This is a genomic window from Micromonospora sp. NBC_01392 (assembly GCF_045040125.1).
In the GTDB taxonomy this organism is placed as follows: domain Bacteria; phylum Actinomycetota; class Actinomycetes; order Mycobacteriales; family Micromonosporaceae; genus Micromonospora.
Window position 1 is genome coordinate 6,814,757 of record NZ_CP109549.1, and the last position, 19,114, is coordinate 6,833,870.

Annotated in this window: 16 protein-coding genes; 12 read left to right on the forward strand and 4 right to left on the reverse strand. The window is 74.2% G+C overall.

Features of this window, described 5'->3' with window-relative positions; all coding sequences use genetic code 11:
* The first annotated feature begins 171 nt into the window (after nucleotides 1-171).
* The 5 genes from OG767_RS29955 (at nucleotide 172) to OG767_RS29975 (ending at nucleotide 5,129) form a co-directional block, all read left to right on the forward strand.
* Entirely contained in the window at nucleotides 172-1,101 is a 930-nt protein-coding gene (locus OG767_RS29955) for an SIS domain-containing protein (RefSeq protein ID WP_405091450.1), read from the forward strand.
* Nucleotides 1,098-2,030 (forward strand): ROK family protein, encoded by a 933-nt coding sequence (locus OG767_RS29960; protein WP_405091451.1) that lies wholly within the window; start codon nucleotides 1,098-1,100, stop codon nucleotides 2,028-2,030. Before OG767_RS29955 ends, OG767_RS29960 begins: the two co-directional genes overlap by 4 nt.
* Nucleotides 2,027-3,136: an N-acetylglucosamine-6-phosphate deacetylase gene (nagA, locus tag OG767_RS29965; RefSeq protein ID WP_405091452.1), complete on the forward strand. Its 1,110-nt coding sequence runs from the start codon at nucleotides 2,027-2,029 to the stop codon at nucleotides 3,134-3,136. Before OG767_RS29960 ends, nagA begins: the two co-directional genes overlap by 4 nt.
* Before the next feature lie 98 nt (nucleotides 3,137-3,234).
* A complete protein-coding gene (locus tag OG767_RS29970) occupies nucleotides 3,235-3,888 on the forward strand; it encodes a hypothetical protein (protein WP_405091453.1) in 654 nt (217 codons plus the stop codon).
* Entirely contained in the window at nucleotides 3,885-5,129 is a 1,245-nt protein-coding gene (locus OG767_RS29975) for a DUF6357 family protein (RefSeq protein ID WP_405091454.1), read from the forward strand. The genes OG767_RS29970 and OG767_RS29975 overlap by 4 nt, the downstream gene beginning before the upstream one ends.
* Here the strand turns inward: OG767_RS29975 and OG767_RS29980 are convergent, their stop codons facing one another.
* Entirely contained in the window at nucleotides 5,130-6,398 is a 1,269-nt protein-coding gene (locus OG767_RS29980) for a DUF4032 domain-containing protein (RefSeq protein ID WP_374709163.1), read from the reverse strand.
* 100 nt (nucleotides 6,399-6,498) lie between these two features.
* Between OG767_RS29980 and OG767_RS29985 the strand changes: the two genes are divergently transcribed.
* The 3 genes from OG767_RS29985 to OG767_RS29995 all read left to right on the forward strand — a co-directional run bounded on the left by OG767_RS29985 (nucleotide 6,499) and on the right by OG767_RS29995 (nucleotide 11,199).
* Complete coding sequence (locus OG767_RS29985) at nucleotides 6,499-7,236, forward strand: phosphatase PAP2 family protein (protein WP_405094349.1); 738 nt, start codon at nucleotides 6,499-6,501, stop codon at nucleotides 7,234-7,236.
* Between the two features lie 85 nt (nucleotides 7,237-7,321).
* Complete coding sequence (locus OG767_RS29990) at nucleotides 7,322-9,886, forward strand: chitinase C-terminal domain-containing protein (RefSeq protein WP_405091455.1); 2,565 nt, start codon at nucleotides 7,322-7,324, stop codon at nucleotides 9,884-9,886.
* A gap of 74 nt (nucleotides 9,887-9,960) precedes the next feature.
* The gene (locus OG767_RS29995; protein WP_405091456.1) at nucleotides 9,961-11,199 is read left to right on the forward strand and encodes an APC family permease; all 1,239 of its coding nucleotides are present in this window, start codon (nucleotides 9,961-9,963) and stop codon (nucleotides 11,197-11,199) included.
* Between the two features lie 7 nt (nucleotides 11,200-11,206).
* Here OG767_RS29995 and OG767_RS30000 read toward each other — a convergent pair whose 3' ends face one another.
* Nucleotides 11,207-12,967: an NAD-binding protein gene (locus OG767_RS30000; RefSeq protein ID WP_405091457.1), complete on the reverse strand. Its 1,761-nt coding sequence runs from the start codon at nucleotides 12,965-12,967 to the stop codon at nucleotides 11,207-11,209.
* 88 nt (nucleotides 12,968-13,055) lie between these two features.
* Between OG767_RS30000 and OG767_RS30005 the strand changes: the two genes are divergently transcribed.
* The 4 genes from OG767_RS30005 (at nucleotide 13,056) to OG767_RS30020 (ending at nucleotide 17,043) form a co-directional block, all read left to right on the forward strand.
* Nucleotides 13,056-13,529, forward strand: coding sequence for an MSMEG_6728 family protein (locus OG767_RS30005; protein ID WP_405091458.1), 474 nt, complete (start codon nucleotides 13,056-13,058; stop codon nucleotides 13,527-13,529).
* A gap of 170 nt (nucleotides 13,530-13,699) precedes the next feature.
* Nucleotides 13,700-15,232: an FAD-dependent oxidoreductase gene (locus OG767_RS30010; protein ID WP_405094350.1), complete on the forward strand. Its 1,533-nt coding sequence runs from the start codon at nucleotides 13,700-13,702 to the stop codon at nucleotides 15,230-15,232.
* A gap of 40 nt (nucleotides 15,233-15,272) precedes the next feature.
* Nucleotides 15,273-16,391, forward strand: a complete 1,119-nt coding sequence (locus OG767_RS30015) for a hypothetical protein (RefSeq protein ID WP_405091459.1) — start codon at nucleotides 15,273-15,275, stop codon at nucleotides 16,389-16,391.
* Nucleotides 16,392-16,602: 211 nt separating this feature from the next.
* Complete coding sequence (locus tag OG767_RS30020) at nucleotides 16,603-17,043, forward strand: HNH endonuclease (RefSeq protein ID WP_281934552.1); 441 nt, start codon at nucleotides 16,603-16,605, stop codon at nucleotides 17,041-17,043.
* Between the two features lie 95 nt (nucleotides 17,044-17,138).
* On the opposite strand, the gene OG767_RS30025 is transcribed toward OG767_RS30020, so the two are convergent.
* Nucleotides 17,139-17,708: a TetR/AcrR family transcriptional regulator gene (locus OG767_RS30025; RefSeq protein WP_405091460.1), complete on the reverse strand. Its 570-nt coding sequence runs from the start codon at nucleotides 17,706-17,708 to the stop codon at nucleotides 17,139-17,141.
* A gap of 586 nt (nucleotides 17,709-18,294) precedes the next feature.
* Nucleotides 18,295-19,062 carry an enoyl-CoA hydratase/isomerase family protein gene (locus tag OG767_RS30030; protein WP_405091461.1) on the reverse strand — a complete coding sequence of 256 codons (768 nt, stop codon included), beginning with the start codon at nucleotides 19,060-19,062 and terminating at the stop codon, nucleotides 18,295-18,297.
* Between the last annotated feature and the right edge of the window lie 52 nt (nucleotides 19,063-19,114).

A 19,114-nucleotide genomic window follows, 5' to 3' on the forward strand; every position in this document is an offset into this window, starting at 1 on the left:
ACGGTGATTGGTTGCGTGCACAGTAGTGCGCGAAACTACGTCTGCGCAAAACCCTGGCCTGCGCGAATGAGGAGACGGTTGCCACGCCCGCCCCACTTCGCGCAGAATGGCGCGCGAAAGAAGGCCCTATCGCGCCGTATTGCGCAAGGTCTCCCCCGGCGAGGAGTTGTCATGCCGTACGTGCACGCGGAGATCGTGAGCCAGCCCGACTGCTGGCGCGAGGCGGCCCGGCTCGCGCCGACAGTCGCCGACCACCTGCCGCGCTCCGGCGAGCGGGTCGCCGTGGTCGGCTGCGGCACGTCGTGGTTCATGGCCGCGGCGTACGCGGGCCTGCGCGAGCAGGCCGGCCAGGGCGAGACCGACGCGTTCCAGGCCAGCGAGTTCCCCACCGGCCGGCGCTACGACCGGCTCATCGCGATCACCCGCTCCGGCACCACCACCGAGGTGCTCGACCTGCTCGCCGCGCTGCGCGGGCGGATCCCCACCACGGTCCTGGTGGGCGACCCGGCCTCACCGGCCGTGTCGCTCGCCGACGCCACCGTCGCGCTGCCCTTCGCCGACGAGCGTTCGGTGGTGCAGACCCGCTTCGCCACCACCGCGCTCGCGCTGCTCCGCGCCCACCTCGGCGAGGACCTCGGCCGGCTGGCCGCCGACGCCGAGGTGGCCGTCCGGGCGCCGCTGCCGATCGACCCGGCCCGCATCGAACAGGTCACGTTCCTCGGTCGCGGCTGGACGGTCGGGCTGGCCCAGGAGGCCGCGCTGAAGTGCCGCGAGGCGGCCACGTTCTGGGCCGAGGCGTACCCGGCCATGGACTACCGCCACGGCCCCATCTCGATCGGCGCCCCGGGCCGGCTGGTCTGGGCGTTCGGCGGCATCCCGGACGGGCTGGCCGAGGACGTGGCGGCCACCGGCGCGGCGTTCGCGCACAGCCGTACGCACGGCTGCCGCACGGTGCTGACGAGCTGGGCGGCCGGCCGCAACCCGGTCGACCCGATGGCCGACCTGATCCTGGCCCAACGGTTCGCCGTGGCGCTGGCCACCAGCCGCGGCCTCGACCCGGACGCGCCCCGTCACCTGACCCGGTCCGTGGTTTTGGCGTGAGGGCGCGCGACGAGGTCGTCGTCGCGCTGGACGTGGGCGGCACCGGGATGAAGTGCGCCCTGGTCCGGCCGGACGGCGCGACGGTGCACACCGAACGGCACGCCACCGCCGCGCAGCGCGGGCCGGACGCCGTGGTCGGCACCATCCTCGACGTGGCCGAAGGGCTGGCCGACAAGGCCCGCGCCGACGGGCTCACGCCGGTGGCCTGCGGCATCGCCGTGCCGGGGGTGGTCGACGAGGCCCGGGGCGTGGCGGTCTGGTCGGCGAACGTGGGCTTCCGGGACGTACCGCTGCGGGACCTGGCGGCCACCCGTCTGCGCCTGCCCGCGGCGCTCGGCCACGACGTGCGGGTGGGCGGCCTCGCCGAGGCCCGGCTCGGCGCCGGCCGGGACGCCGGTCACGTGCTCTTCGTGGCGATCGGCACCGGCATCGCCGCCGCGCACGTGGTCGACGGGTCGGCCGCCGTCGGCGCGCACGGCGCCGCCGGGGAGATCGGCCACATCCTGGTACGCCCCGACGGCCCGCGCTGCGGCTGCGGTCGCGTCGGCTGCCTGGAGGCGGTGGCCTCGGCCTCGGCGATCGGCCGCCGCTACACCGAGTTGGCCGGCGCGCCGGCGACCGCCGCCGAGGTGGTCGACCGGGCGGTGTCCGGTGACCCGCTCGCCGGCACGGTCTGGCGGGAGGCGGTCGAGGCGCTCGCCGACGGCCTCGCCACCGGGCAGGCGTTGTACGACGTGGCGACCGTGGTGATCGGCGGTGGACTGGCCCAGGCCGGTCCCCGGCTGTTCGACCCGCTGCGCGACGCGCTGCGCGAACGGTTGACGTTCCACCGTGAGCCGCGCCTGGTCGCGGCCGCGCTCGGCGACGAGGCCGGTTGCCTCGGCGCCGCCCTGCTGGCCCTGGACACCCTGGCGGAGGAGAGTCGATGACCCGGCGTGTGACCGGCAAGGTGGTGACCCCGACCGGTGTCATCCGGCAGGGCTGCGTGGAGGTCCGGGACGACCGGATCACCGCGGTCGCCGACTACCCCTCGGTACGCGACGGGCACTGGATCGTGCCCGGCTTCGTGGACATGCACACCCACGGCGGCGGCGGGCACACGTTCACCACCGGCGACCCGGAGTCGGCCCGGCAGGCCGCCGCGTTCCACCTCGACCACGGCACGACCACGCTGCTGGCCAGCCTGGTCAGCTCCCCGTACGCGCTGATGCGCGACGCCACCGCCGCGTTCCGGCCGCTGGTCGAGGCGGGCGTGCTCGCCGGCCTGCACTTCGAGGGCCCCTACCTGTCGGCGGACCGCTGCGGCGCGCAGAACCCGGAGTTCCTCCGCGACCCGTCCACCGCCGAGCTGACCGAGCTGATCGAGCTGGGCGGCGGCGCGGTGCGGATGGTCACGATCGCGCCCGAGCGGGACGGCGCCACCGAGGCGATCGAGCTGCTGGTGGCGAACGGCGTGGTGGCGGCCGTCGGGCACACGGACGCCACCTGGGCGCAGACCCGCGCGGCGGTGGCCGCCGGCGCCAGCGTCGGGACCCACCTGTTCAACGGGATGCGCCCGGTGCACCACCGTGAGCCCGGCCCGGTGGTGGCGTTGCTGGAGGCCCCGAACGTGGTCTGCGAGCTGGTCGCCGACGGCGTGCACCTGCACGACGGCATGCTCGGCTTCGCCAGCTCGGTGGCCGGCCCGGACCGGGCCGCCCTGATCACCGACGCGATGGCCGCCGCCGGCATGCCCGACGGCGAGTACGAGCTGGGCGGCCAGGCGGTCACCGTGGCCGGCGGCGAGGCCCGGCTCAGCCGGGACGGCGCCATCGCCGGCAGCACGCTCACCATGGACGCCGCGCTGCGGCACGCGGTCGGCGCCGGCGTCACGCTGCCCGACGCGGTCCGGATGGCCGCCACCACCCCGGCCCGCGCGCTCGGGCTGGGCGACCGGGTGGGCGCGCTCCGGGCCGGGCTGCGCGCCGACCTGGTGGTGCTGGACGACGACCTGAACGTGGTCCGGGTGATGCGCGCCGGCGAGTGGGTGCGCTAGGCGGCCGGTCGCCCGGCGGGCCGGCATGCGCCGCACGCCTATGATCGGGCTCTGTTCCGCCACGCCGGTGGAGCTGTCCCGACTGAGCGAGGACGCAGATGGCCCGCCCGTACCATCCCGGACCGAAGCAGTTCGTCTTCTCTGCCGGCGACGGCGACGATCAGCCCGTCTCGGTGGGTGACCCGCAGGAGGCGTACGAGGCGTTCTCCGCGTTCTTCCGGGGTCGGGAGTCCGACACCTACACGATCAGGGACGAGGCGGCGGGGCAGCGGCTGGTGCTCATGCCCCGGCGGGGGGTGATCTCCCGGTTCGCGGACGCGGACCCACCCCGGTCGGCGCATCTCCTGGTGGACCGGGGCAACCGCTACCTGCCGAGCGCCATGCTGTTCTTCGAGAACGGATACGCCGGCCTCGACTACTTCGGTCAGTGGCTCCCCGACCCCGCCGCCCTGGACGCGTCACCGGAGACCCGCGGCGCCGCCCGCGCCGCCATGTTCGCCACGGAGGCGGCGGCGATCGGCGAGGTCGGCCGGATCTGGGCGGACTCCGGCATCGTCGACCCGACCGACAGGTACCACGTCTTCTTCGAGTCGCAGGACCTCGACGACGACCGGGCCGAGCGGGCCGAACTGCTTCAGTTGATCGCATTCCTCGGTCTCGAACGCGTCGATGCCCCGGCCGGGGCCCGCGAGGGCGAGGTCTGGGTGCGTACCGAGCCGCGCCTGGACGCCGAATGTGCCCGGTGGGCGTGAACGAATCCAGGCGAGACGTCGTCTTCGCGCGTGGCGGCTGGATCCCGAGCGTGGTCCACGAGGACGGCGGGCTGAAGCTCATGCTCGGCGCCGGGGCCGACGCCAACCACGAGCCCCGCACGTTCACGTTCCCGATCTCCGAGGCCCATCTCGCGGTGATCCGGGACGACCTGGCCCGGCACCTGCTGCTGTGGAGCGCGGTCCTTCCGCTGTGCGACGCCGCCGGGACCCGGGGCCGGCTCGACGAGGACGCCGCCGTCGCGCTCCTGGATCCGGTCCTGCTCGCCCCGCCCGGGGACGTCGACGCGCTGTTCCGGCGCATCCCGTGGGAACGGAGCCGGCTCGTCGCCCACGGCGCCGACCTCGGTCTCCTGGAGCACGGTCGGGTCTGCGAGGCGATGCGCGCGGCGACGGAGGCGCCGAACGAGAAGCGCGCTCAGGAGCATCACGCGAACCTGCGTCGCGCCGAACGCGGAGTGGTCCTCGGGCCGCTCGACGCGGGGGTCCTGACGTTCACCGGCCAGTATCTGCACGGCGCGACGATTCCCCGGCGGCTGCCCGAGGCCGTCGACCCGGCGCTGCTGCCGCAGGTCATGCGCGTGATCGCGACCGCCGAGCAGGCGTGCGCGGGGATGCGGATCGGCCTCGACCCGCGGCGGGGGAACCGGGGCACGGACAAGCGCGACTGGGATGCGATGGCGGCGACGGTCGAGGCCGCGGTGCGCCGAGCACATCCCGGGCTCGCCGATGACGCGGTGCGTACGGTCAGCTTCCTGATGTGTTCGGAGGCCGCGGCCCGGTCGCGGAACGCCCCGGTGGAGGACGACGACGCCGCGCCCGATGCGGGCGCGGGAAAGACGGCCCTGTCGTTCACCGACGACAAGGGTGGCGAGAAGACGTGGCGACGGGACGGTACGCGTACCGCCTCCGCCGAGTTCTGGCAGTTCGTCGCCGACCGCTCCGCCGGGGACAACGACGTGTTCACCATCGAGGACGAGGAGATGGGCGAGGGGATCCAGTTGCACTTCTACGCGGACTCCATCGCCCGGATCACCACGGTGCGGCCCGGGGAGGGCGGCTCGGATCCGCAGTACCGGGTCGAGTACCGCCTGGTCGACGGCATCGGCGGGTACCGGGAGCTGGTGAGCGCCTTCGTCCGTGGCGGTTACGCCGCACTCGACCGGCACGGCCCCTGGGTGTCGGACGTCGCCGAGTTCGAGCGCGCGCGTCGTCGACGGTAGTCAGACCGTCGGGGTGGGAACCTCGACGCCCAGCACGGCCTGCTCGTCCGGGCGGTGCACCAGCACGTCGGCCAGGTAGGAGTGGACGGCCCGGCGCATCCCGACGTCCCGGCCGGCCTGTTCGGAGAGCAGCCACTTGTGCTCGATGATCTGGGCGAACAGCTCCTGCGGCTCCAGCTTGCGCCGCAGGTGCGCCGGCACCGCCCGGACCACCGGCTCGAAGACCTCGGTGAGCCAGCGGTGCGCCGCCTGCTGTTCGTCGGTCAGGTCGCTCTCCACCCGGTAGGCGTCCAGGTCGTTGAGGAGCTTGCGGGCCTGGTTCTCCTCGGCGTCCAGGCCGGTGAGCCGCAGCAGCCGGCGGGTGTGGTAGCCGGCGTCGACCACCTTGGGCCGTACCAGGTAGCGCCCGTTGTCGACGGTCGACAGCGCCACCTCGGCCACGTCGAAGCCCAGCTCGTTGAGGCGGCGGATGCGGCCCTCGATGTCGTGCCGGGCGGCGCGCTCGACCTGCTGCTCATAGGTGATCTCGTGCCAGAGCCGCTCGTAGCGCCGGACGACCTCCTCGCAGACCACCTCCGGGTCGATCGACTCGTGCAGCAGGCCGGCGGCCTGGAGGTCGAGCGCCTCGCCGAAGATGTTGACCCGGGCGATCTCCAGGTCCTCGCCGCGCTGGCCGTTGGAGAGCGACGGGTGCAGCGCCCCGGTCTCGGCGTCGACCAGGTAGGCGGCGAACGCGCCCGCGTCCCGGCGGAACAGCGTGTTCGACAGCGAGCAGTCGCCCCAGAAGAACCCGGTCAGGTGCATCCGCACGATCAGCGCGGCGAGCGCGTCGAGCAGCCGGTTCATCGTCTCCGGGCGCAGCGTGTTGGAGAACAGCGCGCGGTAGGGCAGCGAGAACTGGAGGTGCCGGGTGATCAGCACCGGGTCGAGCGGCTCACCGTCGTCGGTCTGCCGGTCGGCCACGATCGCGATCGCCTCGACCGACGGGAAGTCGATCCGCTCCAGCGCCCGCAGCAGGTCGTACTCGCGTTCGGCGACCCGCTCGCCGGTCTCCTTCACCGCGTAGACGAAGCCGCCGAGCCGGACGAACCGCACGATGTGCCGGGAGATGCCCTGGGGCAGCGCCACCAGGTGCTCGGCAGGCCACTGCTCCAGCGGGGTCGACCAGGGGAGGTCGAGCAGCGCCGGGTCGACGAGGGCCGAGGTGATCCGCACGGCAACCAGTGTGACCGCTGACCCGGCGGAGCGCTTCCCTTCGTGGTTCGGCACACAACCGCCTCGTGGTTCGGCACACAACCGCCGATGCCCGGCCGCCGTCGCCGGCCGGTAGCGTGGTCGCGTGCGCCAGACCTCAGGGGTACGCCGCGACCTGCGGCTGCGGCCCGTCCGACCGGCCGGTTGGTGGTGCGACGGGCTGCTGCTCGCCGCGCTGGTGGCGCTGACCGTGGCGCTCACCACCGGGCACCTGTTCGGGCTCGACCGGGCGGTCGCCGACTGGTCTGCCGCGCACCGGCCGACCGCCGCCCGGTGGGTGGCGATGGCGTTCAACCTGCTCGGCCAGGGCACCCCGCTGACGCTGCTGGCGGCCGGGCTGGGCGTGCTGCTGGCGTGGCGGGTGCGCTCGGTGCGGGCGGTGCTGCCGCCGGTGACCGCGTTCGTGCTGACGTTCTTCACCATCGGCCCGCTGAAGGTGTGGACGGCCCGCCCGGCGCCGAGCGCCAGCGTCAAGGAGCCGTTCCTGCCGCCCGAGCAGACGCTGCCGCTGTTCCAGCACGAGTTGCCGGTGCGCTTCGCCCAGTCGTACCCGTCGGGGCACGTGGCGAACGCGATCGTCTGGTACGGCGTACTCGCCCTGCTGCTGGTGCCGCTGCTGCGCTCGGTGGGCCGCACCGTGCCGGCCGGGCTGGTCACCGTGGTCCGGGTGGTGCCCCCGACGGCGGTCTTCTGCACCACCGTCTACCTGGGCTGGCACTGGCTCACCGACTCGGTCGCCGGGCTGCTGCTCGGGCTGCTGCTGGACCGGCTGCTGCGCCGGGTGCCCTGGAACGGCCTGCCGCTGCCGGCGCGGCTCGGTGGCTGGGCCCGGCCGGTCGACCAGCTCGACTGAAAATCCGCCTCTTGTCCCGGCGCATCGACGCCGGTATACATTTAGCAACCTTAACAGTTAAGTTTGTTAAATGTAGGAGGTGCACGTGCTGGCGAGACGAATCAGCCGCTGGCTGTCGGCCGGCGCCGCCGGTCTGCTGACCGCGGCCATGGCGGTGGTGGTGGCCGCCCCGGACGCCCGATCGGCCGTCGCCGACGACGAGGCGTGCCGGCCCGACGGGCTCTACCGCACGCCCGGGGTGTCGGTGCCCTACTGCACCGTCTACGACACCGCCGGCCGGGAGAAGATGGGCGCGGACCACACCCGCCGGATCATCGGCTACTTCACCAGTTGGCGGACCGGCCGCAACGGCGCCCCCGCCTACCTGGTCAACCAGATCCCGTGGCAGAAGATCACCCACATCAACTACGCGTTCGCGCACGTCGACGGCAACAACAAGATCTCCGTCGGCAACCCGGCCGCCGCGAACAACCCGGCCACGAACATGACCTGGCCCGGCGTGGCCGGCGCCGAGATGGACCCGGCCCTGCCCTACACCGGGCACTTCAACCTGCTCAACAAGTACAAGAAGCAGCACCCGAACGTCCGCACGCTGATCAGCGTCGGCGGCTGGGCCGAGACCGGCGGCTTCATCGACGACAACGGCAACCGGCTCGACTCCGGCGGCTTCTACCGGATGACCACCACCGGCACCAACACGGTCAACACCGCCGGCATCAACACGTTCGCCGACTCGGTGGTGACGTTCCTGCGCACGTACGGCTTCGACGGGGTGGACATCGACTACGAGTACCCCACCTCCAACAACAAGGCCGGCAACCCGCTCGACTTCGCCCAGGCCGACGCCAAGCGGGCCGGCCTCAACGCCTCGTACCAGGTGCTGATGCGCACGCTGCGGGAGAAGCTCGACCGGGCCGCCGCCACCGACGGCCGGCACTACCTGCTCACCGTGGCCGCGCCCGCGTCCGGGTGGCTGCTGCGCGGCATGGAGTCCTACCAGGCGTTGCAGTACCTCGACTACGTCAACGCGATGTCGTACGACCTGCACGGCGCGTGGAACCACTTCGTCGGGCCGAACGCGGCGCTCTACGACAACGGCGACGACGCCGAGCTGGCCGCCGGCGGCGTGTACGGCGCGTACTCCGGCATCGGCTACCTGAACACCGACTGGGCGTACCACTACTTCCGGGGCGCGCTGCCCAGCGGCCGGATGAACATCGGCGTGCCCTACTACACCCGGGGCTGGCAGGGCGTCACCGGCGGCACCAACGGGCTGTGGGGGCGGGCCGCGCTGCCCGACCAGACGAAGTGCCCGGCCGGCACCGGCGGCTCGATCGGCTCCACCACCCCCTGCGGCAACGGCGCGGTCGGCATCGACAACCTCTGGCACGACCTCGACGCCGCCGGCAACGAGGTGCCCGGCGGCGCCAACCCGATGTGGCACGCGAAGAACCTCCAGGCCGGCATCACCGGCGACTACCTGACCGGGTACGGCCTCACCCCGGCCACCGACCCGGCCGACCGGATCAGCGGCAGCTACGCCCGCAACTACTCGGCCGCGCTGGCCGCGCCCTGGCTGTGGAACGCCGACAAGAAGGTCTTCCTCTCCACCGAGGACGACCAGTCGCTCGCCGCCAAGGCCGACTACGTGGCCGCCAAGGGCATCGGCGGCGTGATGATCTGGGAACTGGCCGGCGACTACGGCTACGACGCCGCCAAGGGCCGGTACGGCATGGGCGACACGCTCACCACGCTGCTCTACGACAAGCTGAAGACCGCACCGGCGTACGGCGCCCGCAAGGCGGGCATCACCATGCCCACCCGGACGCTGGACGTGGCGGTCGACATGGGCGGCTTCGCGCTCGGCGACAACAACTACCCGATCAACCCCGAGCTGCGGCTGACCAACAACACCGGCGCGCCGATCCCGGCCGGCGCGCAACTGGAGTTCGACTACCCGACCACCACCCCGGCCACGCTCAGCCAGCAGTCCGGCTGGGCGCTCACCACGGTCTCCACCGGCCACACCGGCAGCAACGTGGGTGGCCTGAAAGGCGACCACAACCGGGTACGCCTCACCGTGCCGGCCGCCATCGCGCCCGGCGCGTATGCCGAGGTGACGCTCAACTACCAGCTCCCGATCTCCGGCCCGGCCAACCTCACGCTCGCGTTCGGCGGCCAGACGTACGCGCTGGCCTCGGACCGGGCGCGCGGCGGCGAGGTGGTCGGCCCGTCGCCGAGCCCGACCGGCTCCACCCCGCCCGGCGGGGGCACCTGCACCGCGCCGGCCTGGTCGGCGGCCACCGCGTACTCCGGTGGGGCGACCGTGTCGTACGCCGGGCGCACCTGGACCGCGAAGTGGTGGACCCAGGGCGAGACGCCTGGTAGCGCGGCGGTCTGGGCCGACCAGGGCGCCTGCGCCGGCTCCCCCACGCCCACGCCCACCGCCTCCCCGACGCCCACCGGCACGCCCTCGCCGACACCCACCGGCGGGACCTGCACCGCGCCGGCCTGGGCCGCCGGCACGGCGTACTCCGGTGGTGCGGTGGTGTCCTACGGCGGGCACCGGTGGACCGCGCGGTGGTGGACCCAGGGCGACGTCCCGGGGACCAACAGCCAGGGCGTCTGGACCGACAACGGCCCCTGCTGACCTCGATCCCGGTGCCGCCGGCGGAATCCCGTCGGCGGCACCGGCCGTTCACGTCCGGCCCCTAGGCTGCCGGTGTGGAACAGCTGGCACGCCGGCTCGGCGTACCCGACGCGGTCGTCATCGGTCTGGGGTCGATGCTCGGCGCGGGCGTCTTCGTGGTCTTCGCGCCGGCCGCGTCGGCGGCCGGCGGCACCGGGCTCCTGGTCGCGCTCGCGCTGGCCGGCTTCGTCGCGTTCTGCAACGCCACCAGCTCGGCGCGGCTCGCCGCCCGCTACCCGGAGTCCGGCGGCACCTACGTCTACGGCCGGGAGCGCCTGCACCCGTTCGCCGGCTTCCTCGCCGGCTGGGGGTTCGTGGTCGGCAAGACGGCGAGCTGCGCGGCCATGGCGCTGACCGTCGGGGCCTACCTGTGGCCGGGGCGGGCGCGGCTCGTCGCGGTCCTCGCGGTGGTGGCGGTGACCGCGGTGAACCTGCGCGGCATCGGCAAGACCGCGACCGCCACCCGGATCCTGGTCGCGGTGGTGCTCACCGTGCTGGCCGTGGTCGCGGTGACCGGCGCGCCGCAGGTGACGGCCGACCGGCTCACCGCCCCCGTCGACGTCGGGGCACACGGCGTGCTCACCGCCGCCGGCCTGCTCTTCTTCGCGTTCGCCGGGTACGCGCGGATCGCCACGCTGGGCGAGGAGGTCCGCGACCCGGAGCGCGCCATCCCCCGCGCGGTGCCGCTGGCGCTCGGCGCGGTGCTGGCGATCTACCTGACCCTGGCCGTGGTCGCGCTCGGCGTGCTGGGCACCGACCGGCTGGCCGCCTCCCCGGCGCCACTGGTCGACGTGGTGACCGCCGCCGGCCACCCCGGGCTGGCCTGGCTGGTCCGGGCCGGGGCCACCGTCGCGGTGACCGGGGTGCTGCTCTCGCTGCTGGCCGGCGTCGGGCGCACCACGCTGGCGATGGCCCGCCGACACGACCTGCCGGGCGCGCTGGCCGCCGTGCACCCCCGCCACCTGGTGCCACACCGGGCCGAGCTGGCCGTGGCCGCCGTGGTGATCGTGGTGGTGGCGCTCGCCGACGTCCGGGGCGCGATCGGCTTCTCCAGCTGCACCGTGCTTGTCTACTACGCGATCACCAACGCCGCCGCGCTGACGCTCGACCGTGACCCGGCCCGGAAGCTGCCGGTGCGGGCGCTCGCGGCCCTGGGGCTGGCGGGCTGCCTACTGCTCGCGGTCAACCTGCCGCTGCCCAGCGTGCTCGGCGGCTTCGGCGTGCTCGCTCTCGGCGCCGCCGGGTACGCCCTCCCCCGCGTCCGCACGACCTGAACCCGGCTCACTCGTCCGGGTGTCTGGGCGGCGGCACGGGCGTGGTCTCGCGCAGCAGGGCGGTCAGCCCGGCCCGCCGGGCCACCACCGTCAGCCGGTCGCCGGCGCGCAGCACCACGCGCGGATCGACCGACCAGTCGCCCTTCTGCCCGGCCCGGGTGTGCGCGAGCAGGCGCACCTCGCCGGGGCGGGCCACCGCGCCGAGCGGACGCCCGTCCAGCGGCGAGCCGGCCACCACCGGCACCTCGGTGACCAGCAACGCGTGCCGGTCGACCGGGATGGTGGCGATCACCGCGCGGTCCAGCAGGGCCGCCGCGAACGACGGCGCGGCCAGGTAGGAGACGCTGCGCGAGATGCCGATGCCGAACGCCTGCTGGATCCGCTCGGCGAAGTCGCCGTCGAACAGCCGCAGCACCACCCGCAGGTCGGGGTCGAGGGAACGGGCGATCAGCGCGGCGCGCAGGTTCGCCCCGTCGTCGGTGGAGACCACCACCAGCGCCTGGCTGGTGTCGACCGAGGCGGAGCGGAGCGTCTCCTCCAGGCCGGCGTCACCGACGATCACCGGCACCCCGAGCCGGTGCGCCAGCGCCGCGCCGCGCGCGTCCGGGTTCTTGTCGATGGCCACCACCTCGACGCCGAAGTCGTGCAACTGGGCCATCACCCGGGTGCCGATGTTGCCCAGCCCGACCACCACCACGTGCCCGGAGCGGTCCGGCTGGATCCGGCCGGTGTGCAGGGCCAGCCGGGCGTTGACGATGCCGTCGACCACGGCGGCCGTGATCAGCGGGATCAACGCCAGCCCGGCCAGGTTCAGCACCACCTGCATGACCTGCGCGGCGACCGGCTTGTTGACGTCCGGGTCCTGGCCGCTGAGCGTGGTGACCAGGGTGAGGTAGAGCGCCTCACCCCAGGTGACCGCCGCCGCGCGGGCGTTCAGCCAGCCCAGCACCGCGATCACCCCGAGCAGCACCAGCACCGCGATGCCGATCTTGCGGGTGGCGAAACTGCGGATCGCGCGGAGCAGCACCTCCACCGGCTGCCGGCGTCGCCGGGCCCGCACCAGCCGGCGCGCGGCCAGCTCGGTGCCGGGCGGCCGGCCGGTCGCCTCGGCCAGCACCACGTCGGCCGTGGCCTCGTCGGCGGGCAGCACCCGGACCAGCTCCGGGTCGGTCGTGACGGCCAGGCCGCAGACCACGTCCTGCGGGCGTACGTCGGCGCGGCGAGCCACGTAGAGCGTACGGCCGGCGTGCCGGAAGTGGGTCGGGGCCAGCTCGCCCAGCGCGGCGGCGACGAAGGCGGGCGCGGCCATCGACGCGTCGGAGAGCACCGCCGAGCCGGGGAAGAGCTGCCGCAGCCCGTCCGCCAGGTTGGTGTTGAACATCCGCGCCACCAGGCGCAGCCGGGGCTCGACCTCCTGGGCGCAGAGCGCGGCGTGCATGTTGCCCACGTCGTCCTGGTGCAGCAGGGCCAGGCCGTCCGCGTCGGCCAGCCCGGCCCGGCGGAACGTGGCCTCGTCGAGCCGGTCCGCCGCGACCACGCGTACCCCGGGCACGTCCCGCCCGTCCGGGCCGTCGGAGCGGCGGCGCTCCGGCACCACGAGCGTGACCCGCACCTGACCGGCGGTCGGGCCGGCGCCGAGCAGCGCCCGGACCACCCAGTAGGCCAGCGGGTCGGAGCCGCAGACCACGAAGTGGGGGCGCTCGTCGCCGTTCGAGCGGAGCCGCCACCCGGTCGCGCGGCGCGCACGGTCGCGCAGGGGCTCGGCCATGCCCGGATCGTAGTCAGCCGCTCGCGGCACGCACAGCCCCCTGCGATCTTGAAGGCATGGTGCCGCCGGGTACGGGTAGAGCACCGCCATGCAGACGTTCCTGCCGTATCCGGACTTCCTGGCCAGCGCCCGGGCCCTGGACCAGAAGCGGCTGGGCAAGCAGCGCGTGGAGGCCATCCAGGTGCTGCGCGGGCTGACCCGCCCGGACTACGGCTGGCGCAACCACCCGGCGGTGAAGATGTGGGCCGGGTACGAGGAGGCGCTCACCCGATACGGGCTGGACATGTGCGCGGTGTGGTGCGAGCCCGGCCGGGCGGACACCTGCGCCGCCACGCTCGCCACCGACCTCGCCACCGCCTGCGGCATCACCACGATCCGGACCCAGGACGCGCTTGCCGCCACCGGCGACCTGCCGCCCTGGCTGGGCCGCGACGACCTGCACCGCAGCCATCGGTCGTCGCTGCTGCGCAAGGATCCCGCCCACTACGCGCCGATCTTCCCCGCCGACACCCCGCCCGACCTGGACTACGTCTGGCCCGCCTCGGACCGCCCCCGCCGCTGAGTGAAAGGAGGGGCCCCTTATTAACGCCTCCGGTAGAGCAGGGTCCCCTTCTCACACCCGGAGCCGGGCGCCTGTTAAGAGGGGGCCCTTCCTCTACCTGAGGCGTTAATAAGGGGCCCCTCCTTAAGCCTCAGGCACACTGGGGAGCACTGTTGAGCGGAGGGTGGGGCGTGGGGCTGTCGCAGAAGGTTGGTCGGCTCATCGGCGTACGTGAGCACGTGGTGGACCCGGGCGGTGGTGGCGCGCCGCGCGTGCCGCGCCCGGCGTCGGCGCTGGTGGTGGGTGGTGGCATCGCCGGGATGTCGGCGGCGGTGGTGCTGGCCGAGCGCGGCGTGTCGGTGACCGTGCTGGAGGCCGCGCCGCACCTCGGCGGCCGGCTCGGCGCCTGGCCGGAGGCGCTGGCGGACGGCCCGCAGCAGAACGAGCACGGGTTCCACGCGTTCTTCCGGCAGTACTGGAACTGGCGCGCGATCCTGCGTCGCGTCGACCCGACGCTCGGTTTCCTCAAGCCGATCCCCGGCTATCCGATCCTGTCCGCGCAGTGGCCGACCGAGGAATTCGGCAAGTTGCCGCCGGCCCCGCCGGCCAACCTGCTGGCGCTGCTGCTGCGCAGCCCGAGCCTGCGCCTGTCGGACCTGCGGGCGATGGACCGGGACGCCGCGTTGCCGCTGCTCACCTACGACCCGGTGCGCACCTACGCGGAGTTCGACGAGCGGACCGCGGACGAGCTGCTCACCTCGCTGCGGCTGCCGGACCGCGCCCGCGCCATGCTGTTCGAGGTCTTCTCGCACTCGTTCTTCAACCACGAGGCGGAGATGTCGGCCGCCGAGATGATCGCCCAGTTCCACTTCTACCTGCTCGGCAACCCGGAAGGGCTGGCCTTCGACTGCCCGGACGAGGACTACGCGACGGCGATCTGGGAGCCGCTGACCCGGTACGTGGAGAAGCACGGCGGTCGGGTGCTGACCGGCACGCCGGCGGCCCGGCTGGACCGTACGCCTGAGGGTTGGCGGGTGACCGGCGCCGACGGCGACGGCTGGGAGGCCGGGCATGTGGTGCTCGCCGTCGACCCGCCGGCGCTGGCCGCGCTTGTCGACGCCTCCCCCGGCCTGGTCGCGACCGCGCCCGAGCTGGTGGCGCGGATGCCCGCGTTCGGCCGGCCCGGCCCGCCGTACGCGGTGGCGCGCTACTGGATGGACGGCGACGTCCGCCGGGACCGTGCGGTGTTCAGCGGCGTCTCCCGCCAGCCCACGCTGGACTCGGTGACGCTGTACCACCGGCTGGAGGCCGAGCCGCGCCGCTGGGCGGAGCGCACCGGCGGTTCGGTGGTCGAGTTGCACGCGTACGCCTGCGAGCCGGACGTGCCCGCCGACGAGTTGGCCGCCCGCATGCTGCGGGAGCTGACCGCGCTCTGGCCGGAGGTGGCCGACCTGCGGGTGCGTGAGCTGCGTGCCCGGGTCGAGGCGCAGGCCCCGGCGTTCACCCCGGGCAGCCACGCCGGCCGGCCGGGGGTTCGCACCGACGCCGAGGGGCTCTATCTGGCCGGGGACGGGATCCGGACCGAGTTCCCGAGCGCGTTGATGGAGCGTTCGGCGGCCACCGGGATCATCGCGGCGAACCACATTCTGCGGGCGGAGGGCGCGGCGGCCGAGCCGGTCCGGTCGATCCGTCCGCGCGGCCTGCTGGCCGGCCGGTCCCGATGATCCGTCGATAAACGGTCAAATAACGCATTAAGGTCAAGCGGTGAGCACCGCGACGCGGACGGAGGAGCGGCGGGACGAACGTTCGGTCGTGGTCACCGCGCTGCGGCTCGGCTGGTCCATGGCGGACGCCTACCACCACGCGCAGACCGCCGACCTGACCGACGGCGGGGACCGACCGGCGACCGCCCCGGCGAAACTGTCCAACCTGACCGAGATGTCGGGGCGGCACCGGCTCGGCATGTACCTGGACGGCGTGGACGTGGCGCTGGCCCGGATCGCCGCGCTGACCCCGGCCGGCCGGGTGCTGCCGGCGACCGCCGCCGCCCGGCGGGCCGCCGGTTTCGACCGTGAGCCGCTGCTGTTCGCGCTCGACGAGCTGAACGTCGACGTGCTGCGCTGGACGATGGCCACCGACCACCGGGTCGGGGTGGCGTACCGGCTCGGCCGTTCGCTCGCCGACACGGTCCGGCGCGGCGACGGCACCGAACTGGTCCGGCGGTTCGGCGGGCGGCAGTTCCAGCTCAGCCGGTGGCTGGACGAGCTGGCCAGCGTGCTGCCGCCGTACTCGGCGGCGGTGGTGCGCCGCTCGCTGGCCGCCTGGACCACCGCCGTCGGTCGCGCCTCGGTCGGCGACCCGACCGAGGCCGGGCTCGCCGAGCTGGCCCGCGAGCTGCGCAACCAGGGCGACCTGTGGCAGGACGTGCTGACCGGCGGCCTGCATCCACGGGACCTGCTGGACGAGGAGAACTGGGCGGTGGTGGCCCGGAACCTGGTCATCCGGGACCGGAAGCTGGTGGTGCAGGCAGCCCGGGGCATCTTCTGGCCGGTGCTGGCACCGCTGCTGGCGGTGCTGCTGGCGGTGGTCGGCACCAGCGCCGCCGCGGCGGTCGGCTCCCCCACCACCCGGGCGGCGGTGGCGCTCGTCGGTCTCGGGGCCGGGCTCACCGCGATCTGGCGGTCGATCTCCACCCCGACGCTGTCGGTGGCCGCCGAGGTGAACCGGCCGCTGCTGGAGAGCGAACTGGTGGCGCAGATGAGCGCCCGGATCGACCGCCCGCTCACCGCCGCCCGCCGGGCCGGACGGGCCGGCCGGCAGCGACCGCCCTCCGACGGGAGATCGAAATACGTTGCCCACGTCTCCGGCGTGGACCTACCGTGAACGCGCAAGGTCAACCACCGCTCCGGGAGCCGTCCATGTCGCTGCGATCCGCCACCACGAAGACGTCGTGGCTGCTCGGCGACGGCTGCCCAGGGTCCGGACGGCCCGACTGACGCGCACGTCGCGCGCCCACGTCGTCGCCGCCCGGTCCCCGTGGACCGGGCGGCTTTTTCGTCGCCGCACCACCGACCGATCGTGAAGGGAGAGCCCGGTGGACGCCGTCCTCGTCATCAACGCCGACCTCGGCCCGCTGCACCGGGTCACCGTCCAGCACGCGATCCGGATGCTCTGCCGCCGGGTCGCGGAGATCCACGAGTCCGAGCCGGACCGGCTCATCGGCGTCTTCCCGATGCCGCGGGTGGTCCGCCTCGTCCGGTACGTGGTGACGCGCTGGCGGTTCAGCGCCGGCCCGGCCTGGTCCCGGGCCGGGGTGCTGGCGCGCGACGGCCGGCGGTGCGCCTACTGCGACCGCCCGGCCAGCACGGTCGACCACATCGTGCCCCGCTCCCGCGGCGGCCGTAACACCTGGGGGAACACCACCGCCGCCTGCTACGCGTGCAACCAGCGCAAGGGTGACCGGACCCCGGCCGAGGCGGGCATGCCGCTGCGGCGGGAGCCGGCGACGCCGAGCTGGGTCGCGCTGGCGCGGTGACGGACGGGCCGGCGGGCACAGGGGGCGGCGCCGGGGGTACGCCTCCGGCGCGGCGCCCGCCGGCCCCACCGTCACCGGTCCCCGGGACTCGACCGTCACCGGTCGAGGTGGCGGGCGAGTCCGCCGAGCAGGAGGTCGAGTCCGCCGTCGAACTCGTCGTCCGGGCCGACCGCACCGGCCGCGCGCGCGGTCTCGGCCAGCAGGGGGAAGTCTTCCCGGGGCAGCGCCGCGATGACCGCCGTACCGGGGTCGGCCAGTGCGCCGAGGTGCTCCATCTGGATCGCGCCGACCACGTAGCCGAGCAGGGCGCGGAACGCGACCACCCGGCGGGTGCCGACGAGACCGGCCCGGGTCAGCACCGCGAGCACCGCCTCGCCCCAGCGCAGGATGCCGGGTGAGCGGTGGCGGTGCGCGGGGAGCAGCGGCACCACGGCCGGGTGGGCCCCGACCGCGACGCGCACCCGGCCGACCAGATCCCGGATGCCGTCCGGCCACGGGACGTCCACCGGCGGACGCGTGTCGACCCGGTCGAGAACCCGCTCGACGACCAACGACTCCAGTTCGTCGCGGTCGGCGACGTAGCGGTAGAGGCCCATCGTGCTGGTGCCGAGCTGCGCACCGACCGCCCGCATGGTGAGGCCGGCGAGGCCGTCCCGGTCGAGCACCGCGAGCGCCGCGTCGGCGAGCTGGGCCGGGGTCAGGGAGCGGCGTCCCGGTCGGGAGGGGTGGTGGTCCAGGCCTTGGTCGCTTATCGGCTCTGACCAGTGTCGCTCCGCGTAAGAACGCCTTGCGCCGCCGAGTTCACCTCGCGCCGCCTTTGCTCTGCAGCCACGGAAGCACCATGCACGTACCGTGGCAACGACAGGTCGATCGCCGCCGCGCCACGTGGACCGAAAACCCTGTTCAGGGCCATGATGCGCCGGTGGTTGCAGAGCAAAGGGGGCGGAGGACCACGCCCGCCCCCGCGCTCACCGGCACGCTGAGCGACGATCGCGCGAAGTCACGCACAGTAACAAGTGGATGCGGGCGGCAAGGGGCTACGACGGCGGTGCCGGTCAGAGCGGACGGACCCGCAAAAACGCCTCGCCCGGCGTGCGTCGCGGGGGATCTGCCAGCAGACGATGCCGGACATCGCCGCCATGATGCCGATCAGGACCAGCCCGATCGGAGCGAGACCGAGCAGCGCCTGACCGATGGTCAACGTCAGCGGGAACCGGCCAACGGGACGAGCAAGCGCCGGCCACAAGACGGTCAGCGAGGGGCCGGCGGCGTCCAGCCGAAGCGCGGCGGTCGGCGGTCGTTGGCCGCCGCCACCCCCTCGCGGGCCTCGCCGCTGTCCCGCACCTGCGCGTGCCACCAGGCGATCCGGTCGGCGTCGGCGCGCCCGTCGATGATCTCCTTGGCGGCCGTCACGGTGAGCCGGGAGCGCCCGGCCACGGTGGCGGTCAGCGCCGCCACCCGGTCGGCGAGCGCGGCGGCCGGCAGCACCTCGTCGACCAGGCCGATCCGCAGCGCCCGCTCGGCGTCGACGAGGTCGCCGGTGAACAGCAGGTGTTTGGCTGCCGACGGCCCGACCAGGCCGGCCAGCCGGCGGGTGGTCGGCGCCGGATAGACCAGGCCGAGCCGCGCCGGCGGTACGCCGAACCGGGCGTCCGCCGCGGCCAACCGCAGGTCGCAGGCCACGGCGAGCTGGCAGCCGCCGCCGACGCAGGCGCCCTCGATCGCGGCGACGGTGGGGCGGCCGAACGCGGCGAGCCGTTCCTCGGCGGCCACCGCGATGCTGTGGTCGCCGGCGGCCAGCAGCTCGTCCAGGTCGCCGAGGTCGGCGCCGGCGCAGAACGTGCCGGCCGCGCCGGTGAGCACCAGCACCCGGACCGCCGGGTCCGCCTCCAGACCGTCGAGCAGCACCGGGAGCTGCCGCCACATGGCCGGGGTCATGGCGTTGCGCCGGGCCGGGTTCCGGATCACCACGGTCGCCACCGGGCCGTCCACCGTGACGGTCAACTCCGCGTCGGACATGGTGCGACCGTAACGGGCGGGGCCCGGCGACCACCCGTGTGGGGTGGCCGCC